The organism is Robertmurraya siralis (genome assembly GCF_005502275.1).
Classification (GTDB): domain Bacteria; phylum Bacillota; class Bacilli; order Bacillales; family Cytobacillaceae; genus Robertmurraya; species Robertmurraya siralis.
This window is the reverse complement of sequence record NZ_SWLZ01000034.1, coordinates 1-25,606: the sequence shown is the minus strand read 5'-3', so window position 1 is coordinate 25,606 and position 25,606 is coordinate 1. Positions and strand designations below refer to the sequence as shown.

The window sequence follows — 25,606 nt, the reverse complement described above, 5'->3', positions numbered from 1 at the left end:
ATAGCCGGTGAAATTTTACGTTTAGTAACATTTCGCAGGCTTTTTTATTTTGGCTTTGTTAAATAGAATGGTTGTTAAAATGATTTTGGGCTCATTTCATGTGAAACCAAAGTTTCAAACATGCCTTTCAGTATAACTGAAAGGTCTTCTGATTTCATGAAACGATAGGAGAAATCTCGTTTTCTCCTATCGTTTCATGGAATCAGAGAGAAAATGAGCCAAAAATCAACACCGACATATAACAGAGCCTTTATTTTAGAAGTATGCTTTGCTCCAACTGTTTCCTTAGTTACTGAATAACGCTGCATTTTGGCGCTTGTTTTATTCAATACGCTCACAATAAAACTGAAGATGTTGTAATAGTTTTGGGAGATTCACATATAATTTTGCTATTTTTGGGATACTATACCATATTTATGAAAAGGAGATTCCAATATGGATGAAGTTTGGAAAAATTTGTGGGAAGCTTTTCGGGAAAACGATGACTTTTTTAAAATTGAACAGTTAGTCGATGATCTTCAGCTTATTTTTTTTGGACTGCATTCGTTAATGGACTTTTCTTCCACGATTCAAGAGATTGAACAGGTTGTTACAAATATGAGAAATGAACAGGAGCTTGCATCGATTCTTCAATCGTTAGGTCAACGCTTGGAACATCAAGAAGAGGCTCATGCAGAAATATTAAAAGGGAATCTTGTTTGCTGTACCTCAAGTAAAAAATACTTTATTAGTATTAAGGCGAGGCCGCGTACTCTCGATAGAGCAGTGGAGGCTCCCGCTAACGAAACGATACTAAGTGGACCAAGGAACTCTTTTACTGAGGATTTATCCATAAATCTCGGTTTAATGAGAAAAGAGCTCGTGACGAAGGACTTGATCGTCAACAGTTTTTTAATTGGAGAGGAGCATAAAAAGGAAGTAACACTTCTTTACGTAAAAAAGAAAGCGAGTAAGAAGTTGGTTGAATCCATTACTGAGCATCTACGAAATAAGAAAAAATCCAATTTGGAAACGATGCAGGATTTGATGAAATTACTTGGAATTTCAACATGGACACTCATCCCTAAATTTCGTATAACAGAGCTGCCTCATGAGGCGAGTCAAGCGTTAACGAAGGGGAAGGTGGTTTTTATCATAGATAGAATTCCGTTCGCATTAGTTCTGCCGAGCCAGCTTTCGGATATGTTTTTTTCAGAGAATGATCGGAATTTTTTGTCTCCAATGACGCTGATGCTGCGCTGTCTTCGCGTTATTGGAATATTTGTAGCCGTATTGGCCCCGGGATTATATATTGCCTTAGTATCAGTAAATCCAGAAGTATTACGAATTGAGCTAGCTTTATCCATTGCGCAGAGCCGAGAGGGAGTTCCTTACCCAGCCCTACTTGAGGTATTGCTTATGTTATTGGTACTGGAACTTATAATTGAAGCGAGCGTTCGCTTACCAAAAAGTATCGGTCCAACGATTACGATGGTGGGTGGGATTATTCTAGGCCAAGCAGCAGTGGACGCAAAATTAGTAAGCAATTTGTTGATCATTGTGTTGGCGGCAACAATGATTGCTAATTCGACGGTTATTGGTTTTCAAAATTCTATATCTATTCGCCTTTTCAAATATATTTTCGTTTTTTTGGCCTCGATTTATGGGATACTTGGAATCTTTGCAGGGCTCTTCATTATTTGTTCATACCTATCCAACATTAGAACGTTCGATATACCATATATTCCGCTAAAGGGAGAACAGGGTGATGTCATTTAGTGGCTAAAAATTTGCAAGTTCCAATATTATATTTTCTTTTACATTTAGGATTAATCTTTTTTATGTATCCGAGGAATATTATTGAGAGTACGGAAAGCAGTCATTGGATCCCGATTTTTGTAGCTGTAGCGAGCCATTTTATTTTATTAATTCTTTATCTGAAAGGATTAAGCTATTTCCCTGGTCAATCGGTGATCTCGATTTTTACGGAGGCTGGAAAAGTCTATTCATTCTTATTTTTGCTGCCGTTATTTTTCTACTTCTTCATCGTATTGGTAGTTTCCGTCAGAGCCTATTCAGAGATTATTATCATTATATTTCTTTCGAATACTCCGTTATGGTGTGTGATGGCATTGCTGTTGCTGATCTCGGCTTATTTAGCGTCACTTGGCATACGATCCATTTTTAGAGCAGCGATGTTATATGCATTGCTTTTTATTCCATCTATTTTGTTCGTGCTTGTATTCTCTTTGCAAAACGTTGATTGGTACTATTTATTACCAATCTGGAGTAATAAATTTCAATTCTTGACACATCCATCCTATTTTAAAAGTTTTTTGGCAGTAGGAGGAGGTTATCTCTTTATAGGATTTGTTCAGCCTGCTTTATCTTTTCGAAATAAAGATATTTTACTCGCTGCGCTCTGTGTTGCCCCATTCTTTTTTATTTCCGTTTATATTCCTATTCTCACTTTTGGTCAAGAGACAGCGTCAACGATGATGTTTCCGTTTGCGGTTGCAACAGACGCAGTCAATATTAACTGGCTAGCCTTTGATCGGATTACGGTTTTCTTTTTGCTTTGTTCCATCACCTTTTTGATGCTGTTTTTAACGATGGCTATTTTTACAACTGCAAAAATTTTGAATCATTATATCCCGAGCATCCATTTTCAATATTCAATTGTGACTACAGTCATTCTCACGTTCATTTTTTGCATTTTCATTCCCAATTGGTCAGAGCTCGAAGAGATTTTTAGATGGAGTTCATTATGGAATCTTTATGTCTTCTTTACGACTCCACTATTATTATTATTTCTTGGTCTCCGTACCAAAAAGAAGGGAGAAAAATCTTTTGACTAAATATGTTGTTAAAGTCTTTGTCATGGCTGCAGTCTTGTTGCTTTTAAATGGCTGCTGGGATAATAAGGACATTAACCATCGGGTCATGCCTGTTGTTTTGGGGATTTCTAAAGTAGATCAGGATTTCAAAGTATACTTGCAAATTCCGAATCCATCAGATGAGAAAATAAAGACAAGGATTGTTGAGGAGAGTGGACAGAGCATTAATGAAATCATTAGTAAGATTAGTACAAATATGGAAAGCCAGGTTGATTTATTGCATATAAAAGTAATTGTGGTCGATGAGCAGATTGCTAAAGAAGGATTTAATAAAATTATTTCTGCATTTTTACGTTCAAGAGATATCCCTTCTAAAGCGCTGTTTGCTGTATGTGAAGATGATCTAGATGAATTTTTTGCACAGATGGAGGAGAATACAAGTGCGGAAGGAACGGTTTTATTGGATTATTTCGAAAAGGATGCTGGCTGGACCCCACAGGTGGCGCTCACAAGGGTTTGGCATCTATATCGAAGTATGTATTCGTTGACCCATGATGTAGCTGTTCCACTTTTAAAATTGGGAAATTCCTTGAAAGTGGAACAAACAGGTTCTGGTGTCATTAAAGAAGGGAAAATGGTGAGTAAGATTAATCCAAAAGAGACTTTACTGTATAATGCCTTTAATGGGGAGAGCACGCAAGGCATTATCGAAGTTATGGATATTGCCACGGTTAAAATATTGGATGATTCGATTAGGCACCGTTCACAAGTTATAGGAGGAAGACCGGAGCTTTTGACGACAGTTTACTTAAAAGTGACGGTTTTAGAAGTGGAGAAAGATACTTCTGAGGAGATGATTAAAAAGAAGCTAAGTAAACAGTTGGAAAACCGCTTTAATACCATGTTTGCTAATATTCAACAAAAGGAATCGGATATATTAGCAATTGGTCAGTTATTTAGAGATCAACTACCGCGCGAGGAGTTAAAACAATGGCGTTCTAAGTATTATCCCCGCGTAAATGCTACAATGGATTTTAAAGTGGACATTCAAAATAGCGGGATCTTAAAACTGAAGACTAATTAACAGGCAGTTTAAGAAAAGATAGGAAAGTAAGTCGGTCCAACTGCCCTTTTTCCATGGAATAGGATATCATGGATCGTAATTATGAATAACCCTTTAATGAGTGTGTTTACGTCTAGCGCAAGCAGCCAAAGCCTAACAAACATTGGTATTTGGATTATTACAACCAGCAATAAGTTAGCTGGAGAGGTTAGCACTGTAAGGTTACCTATATCGAAAGAACAGGCCTTTTAACGTTTGCACGGCGATGAGCAAGGCCTTGCACTTTTGTTTTGGAGAGGAGATAAAAATGGAGATTAGACAATACGATCAAAGTGATGAAGTAGCTTGGGTTCGGTGCAGAGTTCTGTCGTTTTTGGATACAGCTTATTTTGACCATGTTTTGCAGAAAAAAGAAACCTATGGAAATCCCGCAATTGAATTAGTTGCTGTTGAGGAAGGGCAACTGATTGGACTGTTAGATATTGAGTACGAAACGAAGGAAGGAAGCGTTTGTTCTAGAGGAGCCGGACTTGGTGGAATGATATGGCATATAGCCGTCCATCCTGATTTTCGCAGTTCTGGTGTTGGGAGGCAGTTGCTTCAAGAGGCAGAGCGAAGGGCAAGAGCTGAAAATCTTAGCCGTTTAGAAGCATGGACAAGAGATGATTTATGGGTTCAGGCTTGGTATGAAAAGAATGGTTTTATCAAAGTGGATTCCTATTTACATGTTTATCTAGAAAATGGTGAGGCAGAGGCATCTCTTACCAGTGATATCCCATTTCTAAAGCCAATTCATGCCTTTGCTCATTATGTGGGAGCAGATAGAGAACGCGTGAAGAGTAAGTTTAATCGAGTACATGAATGTGTTTGTTATGAAAAGAAACTTTAAAAAGAGTTATATATTACAAGAAGGCTGGCTTTCTAAAGATTCTAGAAATCTTTGGGAAGGCAGCCTTTTTGTATGAAACATATCAGCCTTTTTTCCACCATTCCTAAACGAAAAATGACAAAAGGTAACGAGAAGAGCTTCTCACTACCTTTTGTCATTTTTCGTTCTCGTTTAGAAGTTTCGTTTATCGAAAGAAAACAGACCTTTTATCGTTTGTACAGCGATGAACACTAAGGAATACAGCTTAGAATAACCTTTAATGGCTCCGAGCTTTTTGTTCTCCCCATTTCTATGGGGAGAACGCTACTTCATTTTGTTTCTTTTGTTTTCAGGATGTGATATGCGGCGCTAAACATCCCGAACAAAAGACCTGTGATCGGGAAGATAATCCAATTGATATGCCATTGGTGATAAACTAGGCCGCTGATGAGGAAGATACAAACAGCTAGTGGCCAAACGATGGCAGCAACTGCACCAACCACTTTGTCTTCTTCCTTTTGACGTTCGGAGTATTCTTCAAGCTTCAGCAATCTATTGTAGCTGTCTTTTATGCCTCCATAGTAAATAAAAATATTTATCGCGATGGCTATTATACAAAGCAAGGCAACAACACCGTAAGTGACAGCTTCTTCACTTATGGCCATGGCGATAAAAAGAGATACGGGAGAAAGAATGCATAATATGACGCCAAAAATAACGGATAGCGCGTATGTCGATTGATAGGCGTTCTTCTTGTCCTCAAGCAGTTTTCTCGTATTGAATGAAAGGGAGAATTCTCCTTTTTCGTCAATAAATTTGTATTTGTCTTTGAGCATGCCTCCGTAAATAAAGAGTCCAACGGCAATGGCCACGAGAACAAGTAATGTAGTCACACCGATGGTCGTTGCAGCAAGTTCTGAAAAGTTTGGGAGCTGAAAAAATAAAATGAGTAACGCCGCACCAAGCATACAAAGGGTCACGCCTAGTCCTGTAAGCATGCTTGTTTTTTTGCTTGTTTTAAGGAAGTCTTCAATTTCTTCTTCTAATAATAAAGGGAAGTGGGCTTCTTTTTGGTCTAATTGAATGTCGAGCTCATTCAACAGTTCATCAATATTGCCGAATTCTGAAATCACGATGCCAATTGCTTCATTTTCAGATTTCCCTAATTTTTTCAACTCATTATATTTATCCTCCATATTTGCCAGCATATCTGCTCTTATGTCTTCTAATTGTTTCGTTTTCGGCAATGTAGCAAACAGGTTATCTAAATAATCAATAATCGTATTCACGTAAAATCCTCCCTAATAAATCGATTAACAACTTCCTTCGTTAATTTCCATTCTTGACATTTTTCTTTGTAGTAGTGTAATCCCGCCTCGGTAATTTTGTAATAAGTGCGTCTTTTGCCAAATGTTTCATCTTTGTAAAAAGATTCAATATAACCGTTTTTTAATAACCGATTAAAAGCAGAATATAAAGTGGTTTCTTTAATTGTGTATTTCTCATGAGACAATTCTTTAATTTGCTTGGATATTTCATAGCCATAAGACTCATTTTCTAACAATAAATAAAGAATAATCGTATCATTATATCCCCGAATAACATCACTGCTAATCAAAAGAAATCTCCTTTCTGCAGGTCTTATCATAGATATTACTCCATCTGACGTACTTCATCTGTCGTAGTAATTTTAATGTATCATAATTACTACGACAGGTAAAGTAATATTTATAAAAAATTTTAAAATAGGCATTGCAACATGCTGTTGTTCCTAATTTATCGAGGAATACTAAGGAATATATGGAATGGAGCAAAATTGTAACTACTTTGTAAATTATCCTCGATTCAAGAGCATTATAATTAAGTTACTTAAGTGGAGTGAAATTTTGGAGGTAACGAATTTTGAAAGGAAAGTTGAAAATTTTTATACTCATAGCGGTCTTTATCATATTATCGGCTTGTGACATTATTGACATGCCGAGTCTGCTAGTAAAAGGGCCGAGCGATTTAATTGAATCACCTCCAAGTGGAGATAGGCAGAAAACAGCATTAAGGGAAAAAGTTCAGCAATTGCTCCCAGTTAATGTGGAATTTGTTACCGCAAAGCATGGATTAACAAAAGAGTCCATTATCGTGGAGGATACAAATGGGGATGGAGAACTGGAAGCAGTTGTTTTGTATAGGGAAAATAGGGAAGATCGAAATGTTCAACTCCTCTTTCTTCATGAAAAAGATGGGGAATGGGAGCAATTAACAAAATTGGAGACAGATTATTATTTGCTTGATTATTTTATGTTATCGGACTTAGATGAGGATGGTGTTTTGGAAGTTGTGATCGGACTTTACTTTTCCGATTTTGAAACAGAGAAGCAGTTATTGATTTATGAGTGGAACAATGGCAATTTTCAACAAGTATTAGAGAGACCTTACGATGTATTGGATGTTGCCGATTATAATCGTGATGGAAGGGAGGAGCTTCTCGTTATTCATGGGAAGAAAAGGGAATTTTATAATGCTGAACTCTTTCAATACGAGAATAAAGAACTACAATTACTTGATATCGTTAGTCTAGACCCTTACGCCTTTCACGAAAATGTAGAAAGTGGAAAATTAAGTGATGGTCATCAAGCTTTGTTCATTGATAGTGCAATTGGAGCTCATTCCATGACGACAGAAATGGTTGTTTTCGGTGATGAAGGTTTAATTAAATTGGAAGAAGATATGATTAAGGCTAAACCACTCTATTCTCGAGATATGAATAATGATGGTGTTTTAGAGGTAGGGAGTATGTATATTCCACAAGGCTGGGAAGAGACGGCATTTGCAGATATTCCGTTTATTGAATATTACTCGACTTATTCTATTGCTGGAGATTCCCACAAAGTGATGGAGCGCTATACCGATCGTGAGAGAAGGTTTTATATTGAAATCCCACCCGTTTGGTTTGAAAAAGTGACGCTGAATAAACTGGACAACGGTGTCCAGCTAGTTGATATTGCAAGCCGAAATGTACTTTTTGAGGTTCGCTGGCAAGAGAAAGATAAGCTTGCTCCTGCGTCTGCCACAATTCTCGAAGAAACGAAGGACATGGTTTTTTATACAGAAATGGAAGAAATGAAGGGTTTCCCATTTGCACAATTTCACTTATTGCAAGATGAGTTTTGAGGAGGACATTACATGACCAATATTCTCGTTGTTGAAGATGAATTATCGATCAGAAGCTTTCTAAGCTTAAATCTTAGAAAGAAAGGATACATCGTCAAAGAGGCGGTGACAGGTGAAGAAGCTTTAATGTATTTTCAGCGTGAATCATTTGCGATCATCCTTCTTGATCTCATGCTTCCGGGAATAGATGGATTTGAGGTTTGTCAGCAAATTAGAAAGGAAAATCAAACAGTTGGTATTATCATGCTTACTGCAAAGACTCAGGAAAAAGATCGTGTGGAAGGTTTAATCATGGGAGCGGATGATTATTTAAGCAAACCATTCAGCCTAGCCGAACTTGAGGCAAGAATTTATTCACTGTTGAGAAGGTTAAACAGCGCTGGGGAATATGGGGCGAAAAAGATTGTATCCGGTTCTTTTCGATTAGATCAAACACATAAAAAAATCATGCATGGGGATAAAGAGATTAAGCTAACACCAACGGAATACTCGATTTTGCAGTTTATGATGAGTCACCCAAACCGCGTCTTTTCTAGGGATGAGCTTCTTGATGAAGTCTGGGGAGAATACTATGTCGGTGATATTAAAGTAGTTGATGTCAATATAAGGCGTATTCGCCAAAAAATCGAAACGGATCCATCCAACCCTGTCCATTTATGCACAGAATGGGGACGTGGATATCACTGGAAGGAATAGGGTATGAAACGAAAAGTTATTTTATATTTTATGATCATCATTACCCTAACCCTTGGGTTAATGCTGGCGATTATGAGCTATGCTTTAACGAAGTATTATTATCAGGGGATTGCAAATACCTTTGAGAACCATGTAAAAGCCATAACGCCATTATGGGACAAAGGAAATGAAAGACTTTACGGAGAGCTTCAAGATTATAGTGAACAAATTATAAAGGATTATCAGTATAAGGGTGCAGATCTTGAACTGCTAAATTTGCAAGGGGAGCTATTGCAATCATCTACAGGTTTTTATGAACAAATTACGTATAATTTAAATCCCGATATAGTTAACTTTTCGACTGTTTATGAAGAGGAAAAGGTAGAACCTTCTGGTGAAGAATTCATTGCCGTTTATATCCCGCTCGTATTAGAGGGACAAGCAATTGGTGTTCTCCGATATGGTTCTTCTCTCGCAAACGTACATGAAATGATTGAGCGCCTAATGGCCTATGGGTTTCTTGTTTGTGCGTTTGTCTCCGCTACTGTATTTCTAGTAAGTCTTAGGCTCGCTGATTCAATTGTAAAGCCAGTAAATAAGATTATTGACTTTACGAAAGAAATGTCAAAAGGGAAGTTTGAGAAAAGAATAGCAGAGGAGTTTCCCCATGAATTAGGTGAGATGGCTAGAACGTTGAATTACATGGCTGATGAGATTGTCAAAACGGACCAGTTAAAAAATGAATTTATTTCTTCTATTTCCCACGAACTTCGGACGCCTTTAACGGGTATTAAAGGATGGATAGAGACAATCCAATCCTCAGATGATTTGACGAAAGAAGAGGAAAAATTTGGATTAAAGATGATTGAGGGTGAATCAGAGCGACTTATCGAGCTTGTCGAAGATCTATTGGATTTTTCAAGATATGAATCTGATCGAATGGTGTTAATGCCTGGACCAATAGAATTTGACCACCTTGTCCAAGAGGCTGCGGCTCAGCTTGAGAAAAGGGCAGAGGAGAAAAATGTCCAAATAAAGCTCGAGTGCACACCAGTTACTATTTTTGCCGATCGCAATAAGATGAAACAAGTGTTATTAAATCTGCTTGATAATGCCATAAAGTTTTCAGAAGCAGGAACAGAGATTCATATACTCGTGATCATTAAAGACGAGAGCCTCTTTTGTTCTATCTCTGATCAAGGAATTGGAATTAAGGAAGAGGATTTGCCCTTTATTGCAGAATCGTTTTACAAGATTAACAACAATATAGTCGGAGCTGGCCTCGGCCTGGCTATTTCACGCAAAATCGTGGAAAAGCATGGCGGCACAATCATCTTTAAAAGTAATTACGGGAAAGGTACAACGGTTGAGGTGACGTTGCCCTTAGCATAATTAGAAACTGGTTGGGAATGGAGAGAAGTATATGTGCGGTTTTATCGGATATATGGGAGAAAATAATTGTGGGATTCATGAACTTGCCCATGAAATGTCATCTGTTATCGTTCATAGGGGACCTGATGACGCTGGCTATTATTTTGATGATGATGTTCATCTTGGCTTTAGACGCCTGAGTATTATTGATATTGAGAGCGGCCATCAGCCTCTTGCATTTGCGAATCGTTTTTGGATTACGTTTAATGGGGAAATATACAATTACATCGAGCTGAGAAATGAATTAATAGCCATTGGCTATACTTTCCAAACCGAATCGGATACTGAAGTGATTGTAGCCTTATACAGTCATCTTGGCAAAAATGCTGTCTATAAACTGCGGGGAATGTTTAGTTTTGTCATTTGGGATCAGGAGAAAAGGGAGTTATTTGGGGCAAGAGATCATTTTGGCATTAAGCCTTTCTATTATTATGAAGACGAAGAAGATTTTTATTTTGCCTCGGAAAAGAAGAGTATTCTTATAGCATTGCAACATGATAGTGATTTAGATTTGCAATCATTGCATCATTATTTAACTTATCAATATGTACCAGAGCCACACACATTAGCTAAAGAGATTAAACGGTTAGAGCCAGGTCGATTTTTCATGAAAAAAGCTGGACAGCCTATGGAAATAGAGGTGTTTTTTAAACCTAGTTTTTGTCCTAAAGTCGATTCGTTTCAAAAAACGACAAATAAAATTCAGGATGTTTTAAAGGATTCTGTTTCTATGCATATGCGAAGTGACGTTCCTGTTGGAGCATTTCTTTCAGGTGGGATTGATTCGACGAGCATCGTTGCTTTGGCCAAGGAGACAAATCCTAATATTAAAACATTTACAGTTGGGTTTGAAAGGGAGGGCTTTAGTGAAATTGATTTGGCTCAAGAAACAGCGTACGAATTAGGTGTTGAAAATATTAGCTATGTGATCAGTGCTGATGAGTTTATAAAAGAACTGCCACGAATTATTTGGCATTTAGACGATCCGGTTGCCGATCCGGCCCTCGTACCTTTATATTTTCTTGCTCGTGAGGCCAGCAAGCATGTGAAAGTCGTGCTCTCCGGTGAGGGAGCAGATGAACTGTTCGGCGGCTATAACATTTACCGCGAACCTTATGCCTTGAAGTACTTCCGATACATGCCATCTTTATTGAAAAAAGAATGTAAAACGTTTGCGGGCTTACTGCCAAATTGGGTAAAAGGAAAAAGTTTTCTTGAACGGGGGGCAACGAGCATTGAGAAGCGTTATATCGGGAACGCAAAAATTTTTCAGGAGGCAGAAAAACAGGAACTACTAAAAAACTATCATCCTGATTGGCAGTATGACAATGTTACAAAAGCATTGTATCAACAGGTACCCCATTTGCACGATATACAAAAGATGCAGTTTATCGACCTTCATACATGGCTTCCGGGAGATATTCTCGTAAAGGCGGATCGAATGACGATGGCTCATTCCTTAGAACTGCGAGTGCCTTTTTTAGATAAGGAAGTTTTTACAGTAGCTTCTCAGCTTGATCATACGGTTACGGTTACTAATAGTCAGACGAAATATAGTTTAAGAAAGGCGATGGAAGGGCTGATTCCGACATTGGTTTTGAATAGAAAAAAACTTGGATTTCCAGTTCCTATTCGTCATTGGCTACGAGAGGAAATGTTTGATTGGGCTTATCAATTAATTATCGAAAGTAGAACCGATTACTTATTTGAAAAGAATTTAATTCTTTTTCTTCTATCCGAGCATCAAAAGGGAAAAAAGGATAATAGCAGAAAATTGTGGACAGTAATTGTTTTTATGATTTGGCATGAAATTTATATGGAAGGAAAGCTTCCATTTGAAACGAAAGAGAAGGTTTTGCAACATTCATAGGAAGAGAAAAGGGGAATTTGTAATGAAGAAATTGGTAGCGATGGCATGTCTGTTTATATTAGCCGCCTGTGGAAATAGTGATTATGAAACAGCCATGAAACAAGGCAAAATATCTTTGGAAAATGAAGATATGAAAACAGCGACCGCATCCTTTGAAAGAGCATTAGAAGAAAAGCCGGATGACGCTGAAGCAAAAGGGTATTATGAACAGCTAGCTGCTTTAAACGGAGTGAAAGAAGCAATTGCAGAGCACCGGTGGGAAGCTGCGTTATCGACAGCCCTTGTTCTTTTACAGGAGGAGGGATTGGAGAATCATGTGAAAAATCAACTAGACCAATTGATTGAAACAGCAGAAGCGGAATTACAAAAAGAGCAGCAGGAAAATATAGTGGAAGAGGAAGCTTTAAGTGCTGCGAGCGAGAAGGCCATTTTTTTAAAGAAGCTGGAGGACGTGGAGAAAAGTTTAGCATCACAACGTAAAATCCTTGAAACGGGTACGCAGGTCGATATGACAAAAGCCCAAGGGGAAATATTTGAAAGCTGGGATGATGCATTAAATGAAATATATCGTAAACTTGAAAAAACATTGCCGCAAAAAGAAATGAACAGCCTTAGAGAGGAACAAAGAAAATGGATTATCTATAGGGACGAAACAGCAACTAAAGAGTCGCTCCCATATGAAGGTGGATCAATGCAGTCCTTGCAATATCTCAGTACTCAAGCGAACTTGACAGAAAAAAGATGCTATGAGTTAGTGGACGGATATATGGACTAAAAGAGAAGGTACGCTGCAGGGAAATGAATGAGCAGCGTACCTTTTTTTTGCTTTAAACAGTTTTAACTAGCAAGTAAATGAAGTATGGAGCGCCAAGTATCGAAACAACGAGTCCAACAGGCAGTTCCATTGGTGCCATTATTACTCTTCCTAATGTGTCTGCACTTAGAAGGAGGAGTCCTCCTATTAATGCGGTAGCAGGGAGGATTTTTGCATGTCTTGCTCCGATCAATCGCCTCGCAATATGCGGGGCAATTAATCCTAAAAAGGTAATTCCTCCTCCGACGGAAACACATGCTCCAGCAAGAGCAACTGAAATAAAGAGGAGAATTCTCCGCTCCCTTTCAATATCGACGCCAACACTAATTGCGATGGGGTCGCTAAGGCGTAATACATCTAAATATCTTGATTTATAAATGGTCAGTGGAATAAGAATAAAAATCCACGGTAGCAATGCAAGCACAAATGTCCAGTTCGTTCCCCAAATTGTCCCGGAAAGCCAAATGATCGCTTTCATAAAATCAATTGGTTCCATCTTCATCTGAAATACAATCAACCCGGCACTAAAGGCGGAATTAATCCCAATCCCAACTAGGAGTAGACGAACCGGAGTGACGCGTCCTTTTTTCCAAGAAATTGCATAGATTAAAATCGCTGCTGCAAAAGCACCAATCAGGGCAGCCGCGGGCATAATAAAGATCGATAATGCTCCCGTCAGAAAGGTCGTGCCTTGAAAGAAAAACATATAAAGGACGACAGCAAAGCCGGCTCCTGAATTAATTCCTAAAATCCCTGGATCAGCAAGAGGGTTTTGCGAGATCCCTTGAAGGATAGCTCCTGAAATTGATATTCCCATCCCGACTAAAAGGGCGAGAATGATGCGTGGTAAACGAAAGCTGAAAATGGTAAGTTCATTGTGTTCTGTTCCTTTTCCGAGTAACGTATCGATCACTTCTTTAAATGGAATCGAGATAAATCCAGCGTTAATACTAAGGAAGAACATAAGCACGATAAGGATGCTTGTCGTCGCCATTAAAATTTTAAATTTTCGCTTGTCCTTTGATAAAGAATGATTCATTACAGCTCCCTCCCTTCTTTACGAGCAAGGTAAAGGAAGAAAGGCACGCCGATAATTGCTGTGACTGCTCCCACCGGTGTTTCAAATGGAGCGTTAAGCAATCGGCTTGCAATATCGGCAACGAGCAATAATAGCCCACCCAATACGGCGGAGCAAGGGATAATCCAGCGATAATCCACTCCGACTAGAAAACGGGCGATATGTGGGATAACAAGTCCGACAAAGCCAATCATTCCTGCAACGGAGACAGCCGCCCCCGTTAAAAAAAGGACGGTGATCGTTCCTAGAAACTTAACAACCCCAGTGTTCTGACCTAATCCTTTGGCAATGTCCTCACCGAGACTAAGGATAGAAATGGAACGGGACAATATAATCGCGAGAATAAGGCCAGCAAGTACAAAAGGGGCCACGTACATCAGTTGCTCCATTTGAACAGCAGAGACGCCTCCAGCATACCAATAGCTAATGTCCTTTGATACGTTAAAGCGAATTCCAATCGCAGTAGAGAGCGAACTGAGTAGCGAGGTAATCGCTGATCCGGCAAGAGCAAGCTTAACAGGTGTGATGCCACCCTTAGATAAGGATGAGATGCCAAATACTAATATCGTTCCAAGAGCAGCTCCTAAAAATGAAAAAGAAATTAATCCCGTATATGAAATAGCCGGAAATATGGCAAAAGCAATGGCAATTAAAAAAGATGAGCCGGCTGTTACTCCCATAATTGAAGGGGAAGCTAATGGATTTCTCGTCATCCCTTGCATAATCGCTCCCGCAACGGCAAGAGCGGCTCCAACTGTAACAGCAGCAAGGGCACGAGGTAGTCTTAATTCACGGACAATGACATGGGAAGATTTGTCCCCATCATAGGAAAAAATGGCTTCCCATACCGATTTAAAACTGAGATCGGCAGCTCCAAAATGGATGGAAGAAATCATGGTGAAAAAAAGAAGAACACCACCGCCGATTAAAATAATTGTTCCAATAAGATAATTGCTATGCAGTTCATTCTGAGTATTTTTTGGCATGGTTCGTAACTACTTTCTTCAAAGAATAGACAAAATTATTTGTGATAGGATATTGACATTATCGTAATTTTGTATTTTAATTGAAACCGATAATCATTATCAGTTAATCTGTATTTTTGAGTATATCTTACCATATTCCTAGGAGGATTCCAATGATAAAACAGAAATTGATGCAACTACTTGGAGCTGGATTGCTGCTTGTGACGTTAACTGCTTGTGGAGAAACAGAAAATAGTCAATCCGAACCAAAAGAAAATGAGCAAACGGAGCTAGAGACGGATGCAGAGTCTTCAACGGAACGTGTGTTGACGGATGCAATGGGCAATGAAGTAACGGTTCCAGCAAATCCTGAACGGGTGATTGCTACATATCTTGAAGACCATTTAGTTGCGTTAGGAATTATTCCGGTTGCCCAATGGAGCGTTAAAGATGGTACCAGCATTCAAGGGTATTTGCAAGGAGAACTAAAAGATGTTCCAACGATTCCACACGATTTACCGTTTGAGGCGGTTCAGCAATTTTCTCCAGATTTACTTATTATGGATTCAGCAAGTATGGTTGAAGGTGGAAAATACGAGCAATATAATAAAATAGCTCCGACATATGTGATCGGAACTGAGGAAAATAACGACTGGCGCGATGAATTACTTCGTGTAGGTGAAGTGTTCGGCAAAGAGGACGAAGCGAAAAAGGTATTAGAAGAGTATGATGCAAAAGCAAAAGGGGCGAAGGAACAAATCGAAAATAAGCTTGGAAATCCTTCAGCAGCAGCGATTTGGCTCGTTGGCGGCAGCTTCTTTGTCGTGAGTGATTCCCTATCAAGCGGTGCTGTTATGTATCAAGATTTAGGTCTTCAGGTACCAAAGGTTGTTCAAGAAATATCAGCTAGTGCAGAAAGCAACTGGAATGCCATTTCATTAGAGAAATTAGTCGAACTTGATGCGGAATATTTATTCTTGATCAACAGCGATTCAGCGAGCGGTTCTTCAGCGTTAAATGAGGCGTTGTGGAAAAACATCCCTGCTGTTAAGGCTGGCAACGTGTTCGAATTCACTCCGGATGAAAGCTGGCTCTATACTGGAGCAATAGCAAACGGACAAATTATTGATAATATTTTAAAGAGTATTGTGAAGTAAGGGAGTTTTTTTAGCGAAAGCTGTTTTGCAATTATGGAAAATTCAAAATCACAAAGCTATAAGTAAACAAAAAAGCTTGAGGTAGTACTGCACCCCAGAGGTTAGATTTTTAACTCTAACTTTGTGGGGTCACCACCACCACAAGCTTTTTTGAATTTCAGATTGAATGAGGCTTTTTCATTCAACTCGTGTTTGTTTTAACGAATAAATGCTAGTTCTTTATTGGATAAAGCATCTTCCAACCACCTGGGATGCATTTTTAATAAATCTTGCGGTAGATCAGACTGTTCAAAAAACTTAATTTCTAGCGACTCGTTTGAATTGCATTTAAGCTCTCCACCTGTAATTTCAGCCAGAAAGCAAGTTGTAATAAAGTGTATTACTTTTCCATTTGGGTATTCAAACAATTAACTTTTTTATACTTATATCCAAATTGGTTTCTTCTTTTACTTCTCGAATAGCCGCCTCGGACACTGTCTCACCTATTTCTATATGTCCTGAAGGAATGCCCCAAAGTTCTACATCGGCCCGTTTTTGCAACAGAATTTGCTTCTCCTTATTTAAGATAATAATGGCAACACCGGCTTTTAACTCATCGATTCTTCTCATAATATAGACCTCCTTGAAATAAAAAAAGGTCTGAAGAGAAGGAATTCGGCGCATAACAAATACGCTGAACCTTTCCCCTCGGACCTTTTATGTCAATAGGTGCCTTTTACATATTGTAAAAGATGTAGCCCTTGGACACTGTCCTAGTAACAATAGCGGAACCCTAGCTACAATTTTCCAGTTCATTTTTATTTTACTATTATTGTATAAAAAATAAAAGACTCTTTCAATCCCATGCGCTGTTGGCAGTGAAGCCTCTTGCTCAATATAGGTAAAAATTGCAATTTTATCAATTAGCTATTATAACGGTGCAATTGCTATGCCTTTTTAGACAGCATCTATAAAGGCTGATGTGCCGTCAACAATGTAATTTATTATGCGTTAATAAAAAAGGTGTTACCTTATTATTAAGTGCCACCTAATTTTTTCCATAGCCAAAATAATTTCTTAATAAATAAGCAACCCATTTACAATGGGGATGACTGCGGATATTTTCCAATAAACCTGCAATAATGGCAGAGTGATGCGTTGGATTGATAATTTCTTCTCTCAATAATAGCAGGGACTCTTTTTCGATGGATGCTTCCAGTTCTTTTATTTTCTGCTCCAAAATTTCAAGGATTTCCCCTTTGGATATTTCTTTATTAATTCGATGCTTTTTAATAAACATTGATATTTCTTCCGTAAAAAAAGGTATGGTGCAATGTTCAGCAAGCACCTTTGTTTTTTCTGAAAGTGATCGTGATAAATGATCAATATCGAAAGGAATATTGTGAAATAGCAATAAGCCTGTATAAACATTCATAAAACCTCTTATTGTGGAGACCAAATCATATTTGATGATGGTGTTGCCAAATAACCGCTCTATTAAAGTCACGATCAGTTGTTCTAATAGTTGGTCATAATATTGCATTTTGTTGAACAGATCACCGTTAAAGGTTTGCGCTTGTTCTTTAATGATAAGCTTGGCAAAATTAGAGTGCTCCTGAACAGTTTGAAATGCGGAATGATAAAAGGAAAATAAAAGGCTTTCATTTTCCGTATTTTTGACCGTATAGTCAATATCGGAGATATACTGTTCCATGAAATGGTCAAGTAAGGCGAGTATTAACTCATCCTTTGATTTGTAGGCGAGATAGAAAGCTCCCTTGGAAATTCCGCAGTATTCTGTTATTTGTTGAACGGATGTGGCTTCGAATCCTTGCTTGGCGAAGAGTTCAAGCGCCTTCTCCATAATTAATTGTTTTTTAGCCATTTTTTAATTCGCTCCTAGATTAATTCGTTGACAAATGACCGAGTAGTCATTATTATAAGTAATTGAGTTTCATAAGTCAATTTAGGGCAGGTGTAACAGTGAAAAATCTAGTCAACTTTGTATTGAAAAATAAACTAGCAGTTTGGTTGCTAACGATTATAATAACTGCTTCTGGGATTTATTCCGGAACACGAATGAACATGGAAACCATTCCGGATATCTCCATCCCATATTTAATGGTTATGGATGTGTATCCTGGTGCTACTCCTGAACAGGTGATGGAAGATGTGTCAATCCCTTTGGAGAAGGCAATCGAGAATTTAGAGGATGTAAAATCGGTTTATTCCAATTCATATTCTAACATGTCAAATATTCAAGTAGAGTATGATTATGGCATTGATATGGATGAGGCAAAACGTGCCCTTCAGTCTGCTCTGGATTCTGTAGAATTACCAGAGGGTGCACAAGAGCCAGCAATTACAGCGATTAGCATGAATATGATGCCTGTAGTCGCTCTGAGTGTAAGCAGTCAAACAGAAGATATTGTAGAATTGACTTCCACTGTGGAAGATGTTTTGCTTCCAAAAATTGAAAAGATTGATGGAGTAGCTTCTGCTACGATTACTGGTCAGCATATTGAAGAAGTAGAGCTTACCTATGATGAAGAGAAAATGGCTGAATTTGGCTTGACAGAAGATGATGTTAAACAAATGATTCAGGCAAGTGACATGGCTGTTTCGTTAGGTTTATTTGAGTTCGAAGATGGTGAACAAGCTGTCTCTGTAGATGGAAAATTTATGACAGAAGACGAGTTAAAGGAAATGTTAATTCCTGTTACACCTACTGAGACACAGCAGCTTCCTTTTGTAAAATTAAGTGATATCGCCACTATTGACTTAGTTGGTAAAGTACAATCTGTATCTCGTACAAATGGGGAAGATGCAATTGCAATTCAAATTATAAAAGGCCAACAGGCGAACACTGTTGATGTTGTAGACGCTGTAAAAGATCTAGTAGACGAGGAAATGAAAAATATTGATGGACTCATTGTCGATGTTTCTCTTGATCAGGGGGAGCCAATTAAGGACTCCGTCATTACGATGGTAGAGAAGGCGTTATTTGGTGGTTTAATTGCTGTTTTAATTATTCTCTTATTCTTACGAGATTTTAAATCAACGATTATTTCCATCGTGTCGATTCCGGTTTCGATTTTCATGGCATTAATGATTTTAAACTGGATGGATATTACGCTTAACATAATGACTCTTGGAGCAATTACGGTGGCAATCGGCCGTGTTATCGATGACTCGATTGTCGTCGTCGAAAATATTTATCGACGACTCCATTTAAAAGGGGAGAAACTGACAGGCCGTGCTTTAGTGCGTGAAGCGACGATAGAGATGTTTAAACCGATTTTATCGTCAACGTTAGTAACGGTAGCGGTCTTTGCCCCACTTGTATTTGTTGGTGGCATGGTCGGTGAATTGTTTGTTCCATTTGCCTTAACGATGTCATTTGCACTTGGTGCTTCATTACTTGTTGCGATTACAATTGTTCCAGCCCTTTCTCACTTCTTGTTTAAGAAGAAGCTATACGGAGAAAAAACGGAAAGCAGTCATAAAGATTCCGGCAAATTATCCAAATGGTATAGAAAGGTTCTCGAGAAATCGCTGAATCACAAGATTATTACTTCAATCATTGCGGTTGTTTTATTAGCAGGAAGCTTAGCCTTAACTCCATTAATCGGCTTTAGCTTCATGGGAAGCGAAGAAGAGAAAGTGATGTATTTAACGTACACTCCACAAACCGGTGAGCTTCTTGATGAAACATTGGCCAATGTTGAAGAGGTGGAGCAAGAACTATTAAAGCGTGAAGACATAGATATTTTACAAGTATCAGTAACAGATAGCGATAGTGCAGATATGATGACAGCGATGATGGGTGGCGGAGCTGGCGGTGCTTTAATGTATCTCATCTTTGATCCGGATATGGATAACTTCCCAGACGTTCGAGAAAAAATTGAAGATTATGTGTTCAACATCGACCATAGCGGAGAATGGAAGAGCCAAGATTTCGCATCCATGAATATGTCAACCAATGAAGTCAGCTACACTTTCTATAGTGAAAATTTAGACCGTTTAAATGAAGCGGTGATAATGGTTGAAGACGTCATGAACGAAAATGGCGGTCTTGAGGATGTATCATCAACTGCGGAAGATGCTTATGTTGAGCATACATTTAAAGTGGAACAAGATGAATTGCTTCAATATGGTTTAACAGCAGGACAAATTGTTATGATGTTAAGCCCTGATCATACAAAAGAAGTGTTAACGACGATTGAAAAGGATGGAAATACGCTAGAGGTTATTGTTCAGCACGAGCAAGAAGATCAGCAGCCTAAGTCCATCAAAGAAATGCTAGACCAGCAAGTGCCAACAGCGCTTGGAACAACGATGCCGCTTTCTGAACTAGTAACGGTTGAGGAAGGCACAACTCTTAACACACTTGCAAGGAGTAAAGGAGAATACTACGCTTCAGTGTCTGGTACAATCCTGGATAAGGATATTTCTAAAACAACAGCGGAAATTGACAAAGCAATTGATGAGTTAGACTTGCCAAAAGGAGTCCGTGTTGATGTCGCTGGTGTAGCTGCTGACATGACGGAAACCTTTACACAGCTTGGTGTTGCAATGCTTGCTGCGATTGCAATTGTCTACTTCATTCTTGTCGTTACCTTTGGTGAAGGATTAGCGCCATTTGCTATCCTATTCTCACTACCGTTTGCGGTTATCGGTTCATTTGTCGGCTTGTTAATTGCTGGAGAAACGATTTCTGTATCCGTCATGATGGGGCTGTTAATGTTAATTGGGATAGTCGTCACCAATGCGATTGTATTAGTTGACCGAATTATTCATATGGAACGTGATGGTATGACCATGCGTGAAGCCATACTCGAAGCGGGTGCTACTCGTCTGCGTCCAATCTTAATGACGGCTATTGCAACTATCGGTGCTTTAATACCGTTAGCATTTGGAACAGGCGGCGGAGGCCTTATCTCAAAAGGGCTGGCAATTACAGTTATCGGTGGGTTAACAAGTTCCACGTTACTGACATTAATCGTCGTTCCAATTGTGTATGAAATTTTATCAAAAATGTTCAAGAAAAACCGTAAAGAAATAGAAGAAAACTAATGATTTGATGAACCGAAGGGGATTGTCCCCTTCGGTTTTTTTATGATTTTGCAATCAAGAATACTTTTTAGCCTGTTTCAGAGATTTTTGTTTTATTTAGACTGAGTGAAAGTTGGCTGATCGTGGGAAAGTCTGTAATCGGTGTTCCATTCAGCCAAAGGTTCGAGCGAAAGTCCGAATCAAAGCACTATTCGCTCAAATCGAACGTAACTTCAAGGTGATTTGGCGCCATTTTATCCTTTCACTAGGATTCATTGGCAGCTTAATGGCTGTTTATCCGTTATCCGTCTTAAGTCTGAGAGTAATCTATTGCTTAAGCCGCTTATAGAGTTTGCTATGTACCCTTTAATATGGTAGTACAGAGACCGAAATTTAAAAGGGGAATTTGCAATGAAGGATAGAAAAATATATATTCTTTTAACTGATACTGGAACTGTTCTAACAAGGGTGATTCGGCTTTATACAAAGAAGACCTATAATCATGCTTCGCTTTCACTCGACCCAAATTTAACGGAAGTTTATAGTTTTGGGAGGAAACGTCCAAAAAACCCTTTTATTGGTGGGTTTGTAAAAGAAAATATCAATATCGGACCCCTTCGAGATGCGGATTGTGTTATTTACAGTTGTACAGTTTCAGAAAGGCAATACCAGCAAATCCAAACCTTTCTTAAAGAAATAGAAGTTCATGAACATCTTTACCGTTACAACTTTATCGGTCTTTTTGCTTTTATGTTAAAAAAGGAACTTCACCGCAAAAATGCTTATTTTTGTTCAGAATTTGTCGCGACTGCTTTAAGCAATAGCGGAATTGTTCAGTTAAGAAAGCCACCATCTTTTGTGGCGCCGCATGACTTCGAAGACATAAAAGATTTTCAATTAGAATTTCAAGGAAAACTGGCATCCTTCTACCGTAAAAAGAAGTATTACGATCATTTGTCATTATCGTCTTAAAATAGAAAAACTTACACTTCTAAACGAAGTATCAGCACCTTTTTTCAGTGAATGATAAGAAAAGGGGGGTGAGTATCTTGGCAAAAGATGTTCTATGTGAAGTAAACAACTGTACGTATTGGGGTCACGGGAACAAATGTCATGCAGATGCCATCTATGTAGTAAGCCATAAAGGGAACAAAGCTTCTACAAGTGAGGAAACCGACTGTAAAACATTCGAGCTTGAGGTTTAAAACAGAGGGTAACCAATTTGGTTGCCCTCACTCATTTTGGTTCGTGAAAAGTTGTGGCTCACTATTCTTATGAGTATTTACTTAAGCCCCAGTAAATCGGTATTCGGATTTTTACAATGAACAATGTCTGAGCAGCCTATTACGAGAATATTCGAGGAGAACCGAGAGCTTCCATCTTTGCAGATTCGAAGGCGCCTTTCTTTGGTAATGTTTTTCGTTTCCCGTTCTTCTCTATAGTAAAGCGAAAAGGTTTGTTTTATTCATTAATAATATGCCAAAAGTGAGAAATACTGGGGAGAATGAAGAACAACAAATTTAATGTTAAAATTTAACTAGTGATTATATTAGGGGGAGTTTTTTATGAGTATTCCAAGTATAGATGTTACACTAGTTGTCGGTCCTGATAGTGCTCTTGAAGCACAGGCGATACGTGCCGGTTTAGAGGCCTTTAATGTGCGTGTATTAACATATTGGATTGGACGTCCAAACGACCTGATTAATATAATATCTGAGAACGAAAGTGACTATATGATTCTTTCTTTTCATGGAGTTGAAGGCGAATTAGTGATGCCGGAGCTTGGAGAAATGGTTTATGAGGATAATGAACCAAGAAAGAATTTTGGTGCGACGGAAATTCTTGAATATGGCAGACTAAATAATCAATTGGTTATCGGGAATGGTTGTACATTAGGAGATCCTGAATTGGCAAATGCATTTCTAAAAATTGGTTGTAGAGCATACATAGGTCCGAAGGATTATATCGACGGAGATGCTACATTTTATTTTATTATTCGCTTTTTTTACGAACTATTGTCTAATCAAAGAAGTGAAAAGGAAGCATATGAGCTAGCGAAATCAACAGATCAGGAAACGTGTTTGTATGAATGGTACTCTAGTGAAATTAAGGGTAAATAAGTCGAGAAATAAAAGGAACAGAGACTTGATTTGCATCTCTGTTCTTTTTGTCGTTTCCTATTAAAACCAAAAGGAAAGTTTTATTAATGCGAAATTTTTTTCGAGCATCACTCGTTATAACATATGACTATAAACCATGGTTTTTAGTAAGGAGGTCAAAATGGAAGAGGATTTGAATTGGATTAAGGAAGTTCTTGCAGGAAATAAAAAAGCATATGCTCATCTTATTCGTAAATATAAAAACCCATTATATGCCACTGTTTTGAGAATGACAAAAAATCCAGCGGACGCGCAGGATTTAGTTCAGGAAGTGTTTATAAAGGTATATCACCGCTTAGATAAATATGAAGAAAAAGGATCGTTTTCAAGCTGGTTGTATCGCATTGCGATCAACCATTGCATGGATGAATTTCGAAAAAAGAGCCATCAAATGAAGTCTTCCGAGGTGAAGGAAGAAGATGTAGTGAACGGGAATCATCCGGAGATCGTCTATCTTCAAAAAGAAAAAAATAGACAATTGGAGCGTTTAGTGGGGACTTTACCAGAAGATGAAAGGATGATTATTCTGCTTAGGTATGTGAATGAGCTAAGCTATCAAGAGATTAGTGAATTGCTTGATATCCCCCTTTCTACGGTGAGAAATAAACTGTTTCGTGCTAAGAAAAAAATGAGAGAAACGGTGAAACAAGAAGGAGGTTATTTCGATGAACTGTCCAGTAATAGATAAGTTATCCCAGTATGTTGATAACCTGCTTGAAGAAGAGGAAATGAAAGAGATAGAGGTTCATGTAGAAAAGTGTAAGGACTGCGCTACAGTCGTGGAGGCACTTGAACAAGAATCATTATTTTTACAAGAGACATTAAAGAATCCAACTTTACCAGATAATTTTGAAGCGCTGGTTTTGGGTCAGCTTGAGCCGTATGAACAAGGGCAAAAACAAAAGCGAGGAAGGTTGTGGAAGCGCGGTTTAATCGCTGCTGCTACCATTTTTTTAGCTTTTGGAGTTACAACCAAATTGCACCCTAGCTTTGCGGAATGGGTAGGGGGGTTATTTTCAACTGAACAGGTTGATGAAGGTTTAAGAATGGCTTCTGATGCTGGCTTTGCGAAAAGAGTTAATGCTGAGGTAACGGATCAGGGGTTGACTTTTAAAGTGGAAGACGTTGTGGCGGATGCTTCCCGGATTGCATTATCTTACCAAGTATTGAACGAAGATGGAAAATTTCATGATCCTGACTTTACAGAGTATGAAATTTATGGGCTAGATCAAAACGGAAAACGCCTTGAGGTTCAAAATGTCAGCTGGGGCTATTCTGAAGATGATTATGGAATTATGGACTTTTCCTTACGGAATACGGACCTGGAACAGTTCACATTAAAGCTTCAAATCACTGATTTGAGTGGGATTAAAGGAAATTGGGAATTAGAAATCCCGATTGACTTAAGGGAAAGTCTCAAGTTTACGGAAAAGTTAGCGCTCCATGACTTCGCAACAAGCAGTGACGGCGTTGAGTTGAAATTGAAGGAGGTTCGTTTGGCTCCATCTACTAATGAAATTGTGTATGAAACGGCTTTTACAGATGATGAAAGGAATCGTATAGAAACGGAAGTTCAGAAGCTTGAGAGTCGATTTGGGAAAGATATCGCTCATACGTTTACGAATTTTGGAACGGCCATTCAATATCACCTTGAGGATCAAAAAGAAAATCCAGTCTACTATCAGAACTCATTTCTAGATGGTCAAGGACATCCTAATAGTGTCGGTTTAATACAAGGAATAGGGGAAAGCTTGTCTCAATTTGGATCCGTCGCTTGGAATGAATACTTTGTCCCGAAAAAAAGCGATCAAGAAATGACTTTTGTTCTGGATGGTGTGATAAAAACAGTTCCTGCTGACTTTTCGATTACAGTCAAGCCGATGGAGCAAAAACAAAACCCAATTTCATTTGAGTATGAAGGCAATTATATGGTACTCAAAAAAGTGAAGATGGAGAATGAATATTCATTACAGAAATTAATAATCCCGTTTAAAAAGGAAAAGAAGTTGAAAATTGAAATGGAGGGTGGGAGAGAAGCCACTGCTACCGAATTTGGACAATGGGTGCTGGTCGATCAAAACGGTAAAGTCTATCAAACTTATGGTAGTGGTGGGGTTAGCGATGAAAAGGATGAAAACGGCAGATACAAAACAACGGTTGAACTCACTATCTATAATCTAGAGGAAGTCCCGGAGGAGTTTACTCTCCATTTGATTTCTGTGACACGTTTTCATAAGCTGGATGAAAAATGGAAGGTGCCGCTATACTAGGTGCAACAAGAAGGAGCCTGATTTACTCAAGCTCCTTTTTCAAAAATAAGAAAGTATAAAACTTTGGGGATACCATAGTAGTTGATGAACATCAATCCTAGACCGATTTATGGCCTGTTATGACCGATATATTTGTATGAACATGCACCTGTCAAGTAGACATTTATAAAAACAGTCATTAAGCTGATTTTAATCGATAATTAACAGGGCTCGTTTTTAGTTTTGTTTGAATCCGTTTATG

General features: G+C 38.4%; 21 protein-coding genes and 1 pseudogene. 16 read left to right on the top strand and 6 right to left on the bottom strand.

All coding sequences use genetic code 11. The features are described from left to right. Positions 1–435: 435 nt before the first annotated feature. The 4 genes from FCJ93_RS23175 to FCJ93_RS23160 all read left to right on the top strand — a co-directional run bounded on the left by FCJ93_RS23175 (position 436) and on the right by FCJ93_RS23160 (position 4,768). Entirely contained in the window at positions 436–1,758 is a 1,323-nt protein-coding gene (locus tag FCJ93_RS23175) for a spore germination protein (RefSeq protein ID WP_137744800.1), read from the top strand. Then, positions 1,758–2,837: a GerAB/ArcD/ProY family transporter gene (locus tag FCJ93_RS23170; protein ID WP_095311565.1), complete on the top strand. Its 1,080-nt coding sequence runs from the start codon at positions 1,758–1,760 to the stop codon at positions 2,835–2,837. The genes FCJ93_RS23175 and FCJ93_RS23170 overlap by 1 nt, the downstream gene beginning before the upstream one ends. Further along, complete coding sequence (locus tag FCJ93_RS23165) at positions 2,830–3,900, top strand: Ger(x)C family spore germination protein (protein ID WP_095311566.1); 1,071 nt, start codon at positions 2,830–2,832, stop codon at positions 3,898–3,900. Before FCJ93_RS23170 ends, FCJ93_RS23165 begins: the two co-directional genes overlap by 8 nt. 280 nt (positions 3,901–4,180) lie before the next feature. Then, entirely contained in the window at positions 4,181–4,768 is a 588-nt protein-coding gene (locus FCJ93_RS23160) for a GNAT family N-acetyltransferase (protein WP_095311699.1), read from the top strand. 308 nt (positions 4,769–5,076) lie between these two features. Here the strand turns inward: FCJ93_RS23160 and FCJ93_RS23155 are convergent, their stop codons facing one another. Both FCJ93_RS23155 and FCJ93_RS23150 read right to left on the bottom strand, forming a co-directional pair. Next, entirely contained in the window at positions 5,077–6,036 is a 960-nt protein-coding gene (locus FCJ93_RS23155) for a permease prefix domain 1-containing protein (RefSeq protein WP_095311567.1), read from the bottom strand. Then, complete coding sequence (locus FCJ93_RS23150) at positions 6,033–6,365, bottom strand: PadR family transcriptional regulator (protein WP_095311701.1); 333 nt, start codon at positions 6,363–6,365, stop codon at positions 6,033–6,035. The genes FCJ93_RS23155 and FCJ93_RS23150 overlap by 4 nt, the downstream gene beginning before the upstream one ends. A 284-nt stretch (positions 6,366–6,649) precedes the next feature. Here FCJ93_RS23150 and FCJ93_RS23145 point away from each other — a divergent pair, with 284 nt between their 5' ends. Genes FCJ93_RS23145 through FCJ93_RS23125 form a run of 5 tightly spaced genes read left to right on the top strand, consistent with a single transcriptional unit; the run spans position 6,650 to position 12,663 of the window. Beyond that, positions 6,650–7,912 (top strand): FG-GAP repeat domain-containing protein, encoded by a 1,263-nt coding sequence (locus FCJ93_RS23145; protein WP_095311569.1) that lies wholly within the window; start codon positions 6,650–6,652, stop codon positions 7,910–7,912. A 12-nt stretch (positions 7,913–7,924) separates the two neighbouring features. Continuing rightward, positions 7,925–8,608 carry a response regulator transcription factor gene (locus FCJ93_RS23140; protein ID WP_095311571.1) on the top strand — a complete coding sequence of 228 codons (684 nt, stop codon included), beginning with the start codon at positions 7,925–7,927 and terminating at the stop codon, positions 8,606–8,608. A gap of 3 nt (positions 8,609–8,611) precedes the next feature. Next, positions 8,612–9,979: a sensor histidine kinase gene (locus tag FCJ93_RS23135; protein WP_137744799.1), complete on the top strand. Its 1,368-nt coding sequence runs from the start codon at positions 8,612–8,614 to the stop codon at positions 9,977–9,979. A gap of 31 nt (positions 9,980–10,010) precedes the next feature. Then, complete coding sequence (gene asnB / locus FCJ93_RS23130; protein WP_095311575.1) at positions 10,011–11,888, top strand: asparagine synthase (glutamine-hydrolyzing); 1,878 nt, start codon at positions 10,011–10,013, stop codon at positions 11,886–11,888. Between the two features lie 22 nt (positions 11,889–11,910). Next, the gene (locus tag FCJ93_RS23125; protein ID WP_170211393.1) at positions 11,911–12,663 is read left to right on the top strand and encodes a lysozyme inhibitor LprI family protein; all 753 of its coding nucleotides are present in this window, start codon (positions 11,911–11,913) and stop codon (positions 12,661–12,663) included. Positions 12,664–12,715: 52 nt separating this feature from the next. Here FCJ93_RS23125 and FCJ93_RS23120 read toward each other — a convergent pair whose 3' ends face one another. Then, the gene (locus tag FCJ93_RS23120; RefSeq protein WP_095311579.1) at positions 12,716–13,741 is read right to left on the bottom strand and encodes a FecCD family ABC transporter permease; all 1,026 of its coding nucleotides are present in this window, start codon (positions 13,739–13,741) and stop codon (positions 12,716–12,718) included. Continuing rightward, complete coding sequence (locus FCJ93_RS23115; RefSeq protein ID WP_095311581.1) at positions 13,741–14,766, bottom strand: FecCD family ABC transporter permease; 1,026 nt, start codon at positions 14,764–14,766, stop codon at positions 13,741–13,743. Before FCJ93_RS23115 ends, FCJ93_RS23120 begins: the two co-directional genes overlap by 1 nt. 152 nt (positions 14,767–14,918) lie before the next feature. On the opposite strand from FCJ93_RS23115, the gene FCJ93_RS23110 reads away from it, so the two are divergent. Then, entirely contained in the window at positions 14,919–15,902 is a 984-nt protein-coding gene (locus FCJ93_RS23110) for an ABC transporter substrate-binding protein (RefSeq protein WP_137744798.1), read from the top strand. A gap of 197 nt (positions 15,903–16,099) precedes the next feature. Here FCJ93_RS23110 and FCJ93_RS23105 read toward each other — a convergent pair. After that, positions 16,100–16,511: pseudogene (locus FCJ93_RS23105) on the bottom strand (NUDIX domain-containing protein). A 418-nt stretch (positions 16,512–16,929) separates the two neighbouring features. After that, positions 16,930–17,766: a TetR/AcrR family transcriptional regulator gene (locus tag FCJ93_RS23100; protein WP_137744797.1), complete on the bottom strand. Its 837-nt coding sequence runs from the start codon at positions 17,764–17,766 to the stop codon at positions 16,930–16,932. A gap of 98 nt (positions 17,767–17,864) precedes the next feature. Between FCJ93_RS23100 and FCJ93_RS23095 the strand changes: the two genes are divergently transcribed. The 6 genes from FCJ93_RS23095 to FCJ93_RS23070 all read left to right on the top strand — a co-directional run bounded on the left by FCJ93_RS23095 (position 17,865) and on the right by FCJ93_RS23070 (position 25,365). Then, positions 17,865–20,957, top strand: coding sequence for an efflux RND transporter permease subunit (locus tag FCJ93_RS23095; protein ID WP_137744796.1), 3,093 nt, complete (start codon positions 17,865–17,867; stop codon positions 20,955–20,957). A gap of 390 nt (positions 20,958–21,347) precedes the next feature. Next, positions 21,348–21,908, top strand: coding sequence for a hypothetical protein (locus FCJ93_RS23090; RefSeq protein ID WP_095311590.1), 561 nt, complete (start codon positions 21,348–21,350; stop codon positions 21,906–21,908). A 77-nt stretch (positions 21,909–21,985) separates the two neighbouring features. Continuing rightward, positions 21,986–22,141, top strand: a complete 156-nt coding sequence (locus FCJ93_RS23085; protein ID WP_137744795.1) for a DUF1540 domain-containing protein — start codon at positions 21,986–21,988, stop codon at positions 22,139–22,141. 360 nt (positions 22,142–22,501) lie between these two features. Further along, on the top strand, positions 22,502–23,056 hold the full coding sequence (locus FCJ93_RS23080) for a delta-aminolevulinic acid dehydratase (protein ID WP_095311594.1): 555 nt from the start codon (positions 22,502–22,504) through the stop codon (positions 23,054–23,056). A gap of 160 nt (positions 23,057–23,216) precedes the next feature. Beyond that, entirely contained in the window at positions 23,217–23,783 is a 567-nt protein-coding gene (locus FCJ93_RS23075; RefSeq protein WP_095311596.1) for an RNA polymerase sigma factor, read from the top strand. After that, entirely contained in the window at positions 23,761–25,365 is a 1,605-nt protein-coding gene (locus FCJ93_RS23070; protein WP_095311703.1) for a DUF4179 domain-containing protein, read from the top strand. Before FCJ93_RS23075 ends, FCJ93_RS23070 begins: the two co-directional genes overlap by 23 nt. Positions 25,366–25,606: the final 241 nt, after the last annotated feature.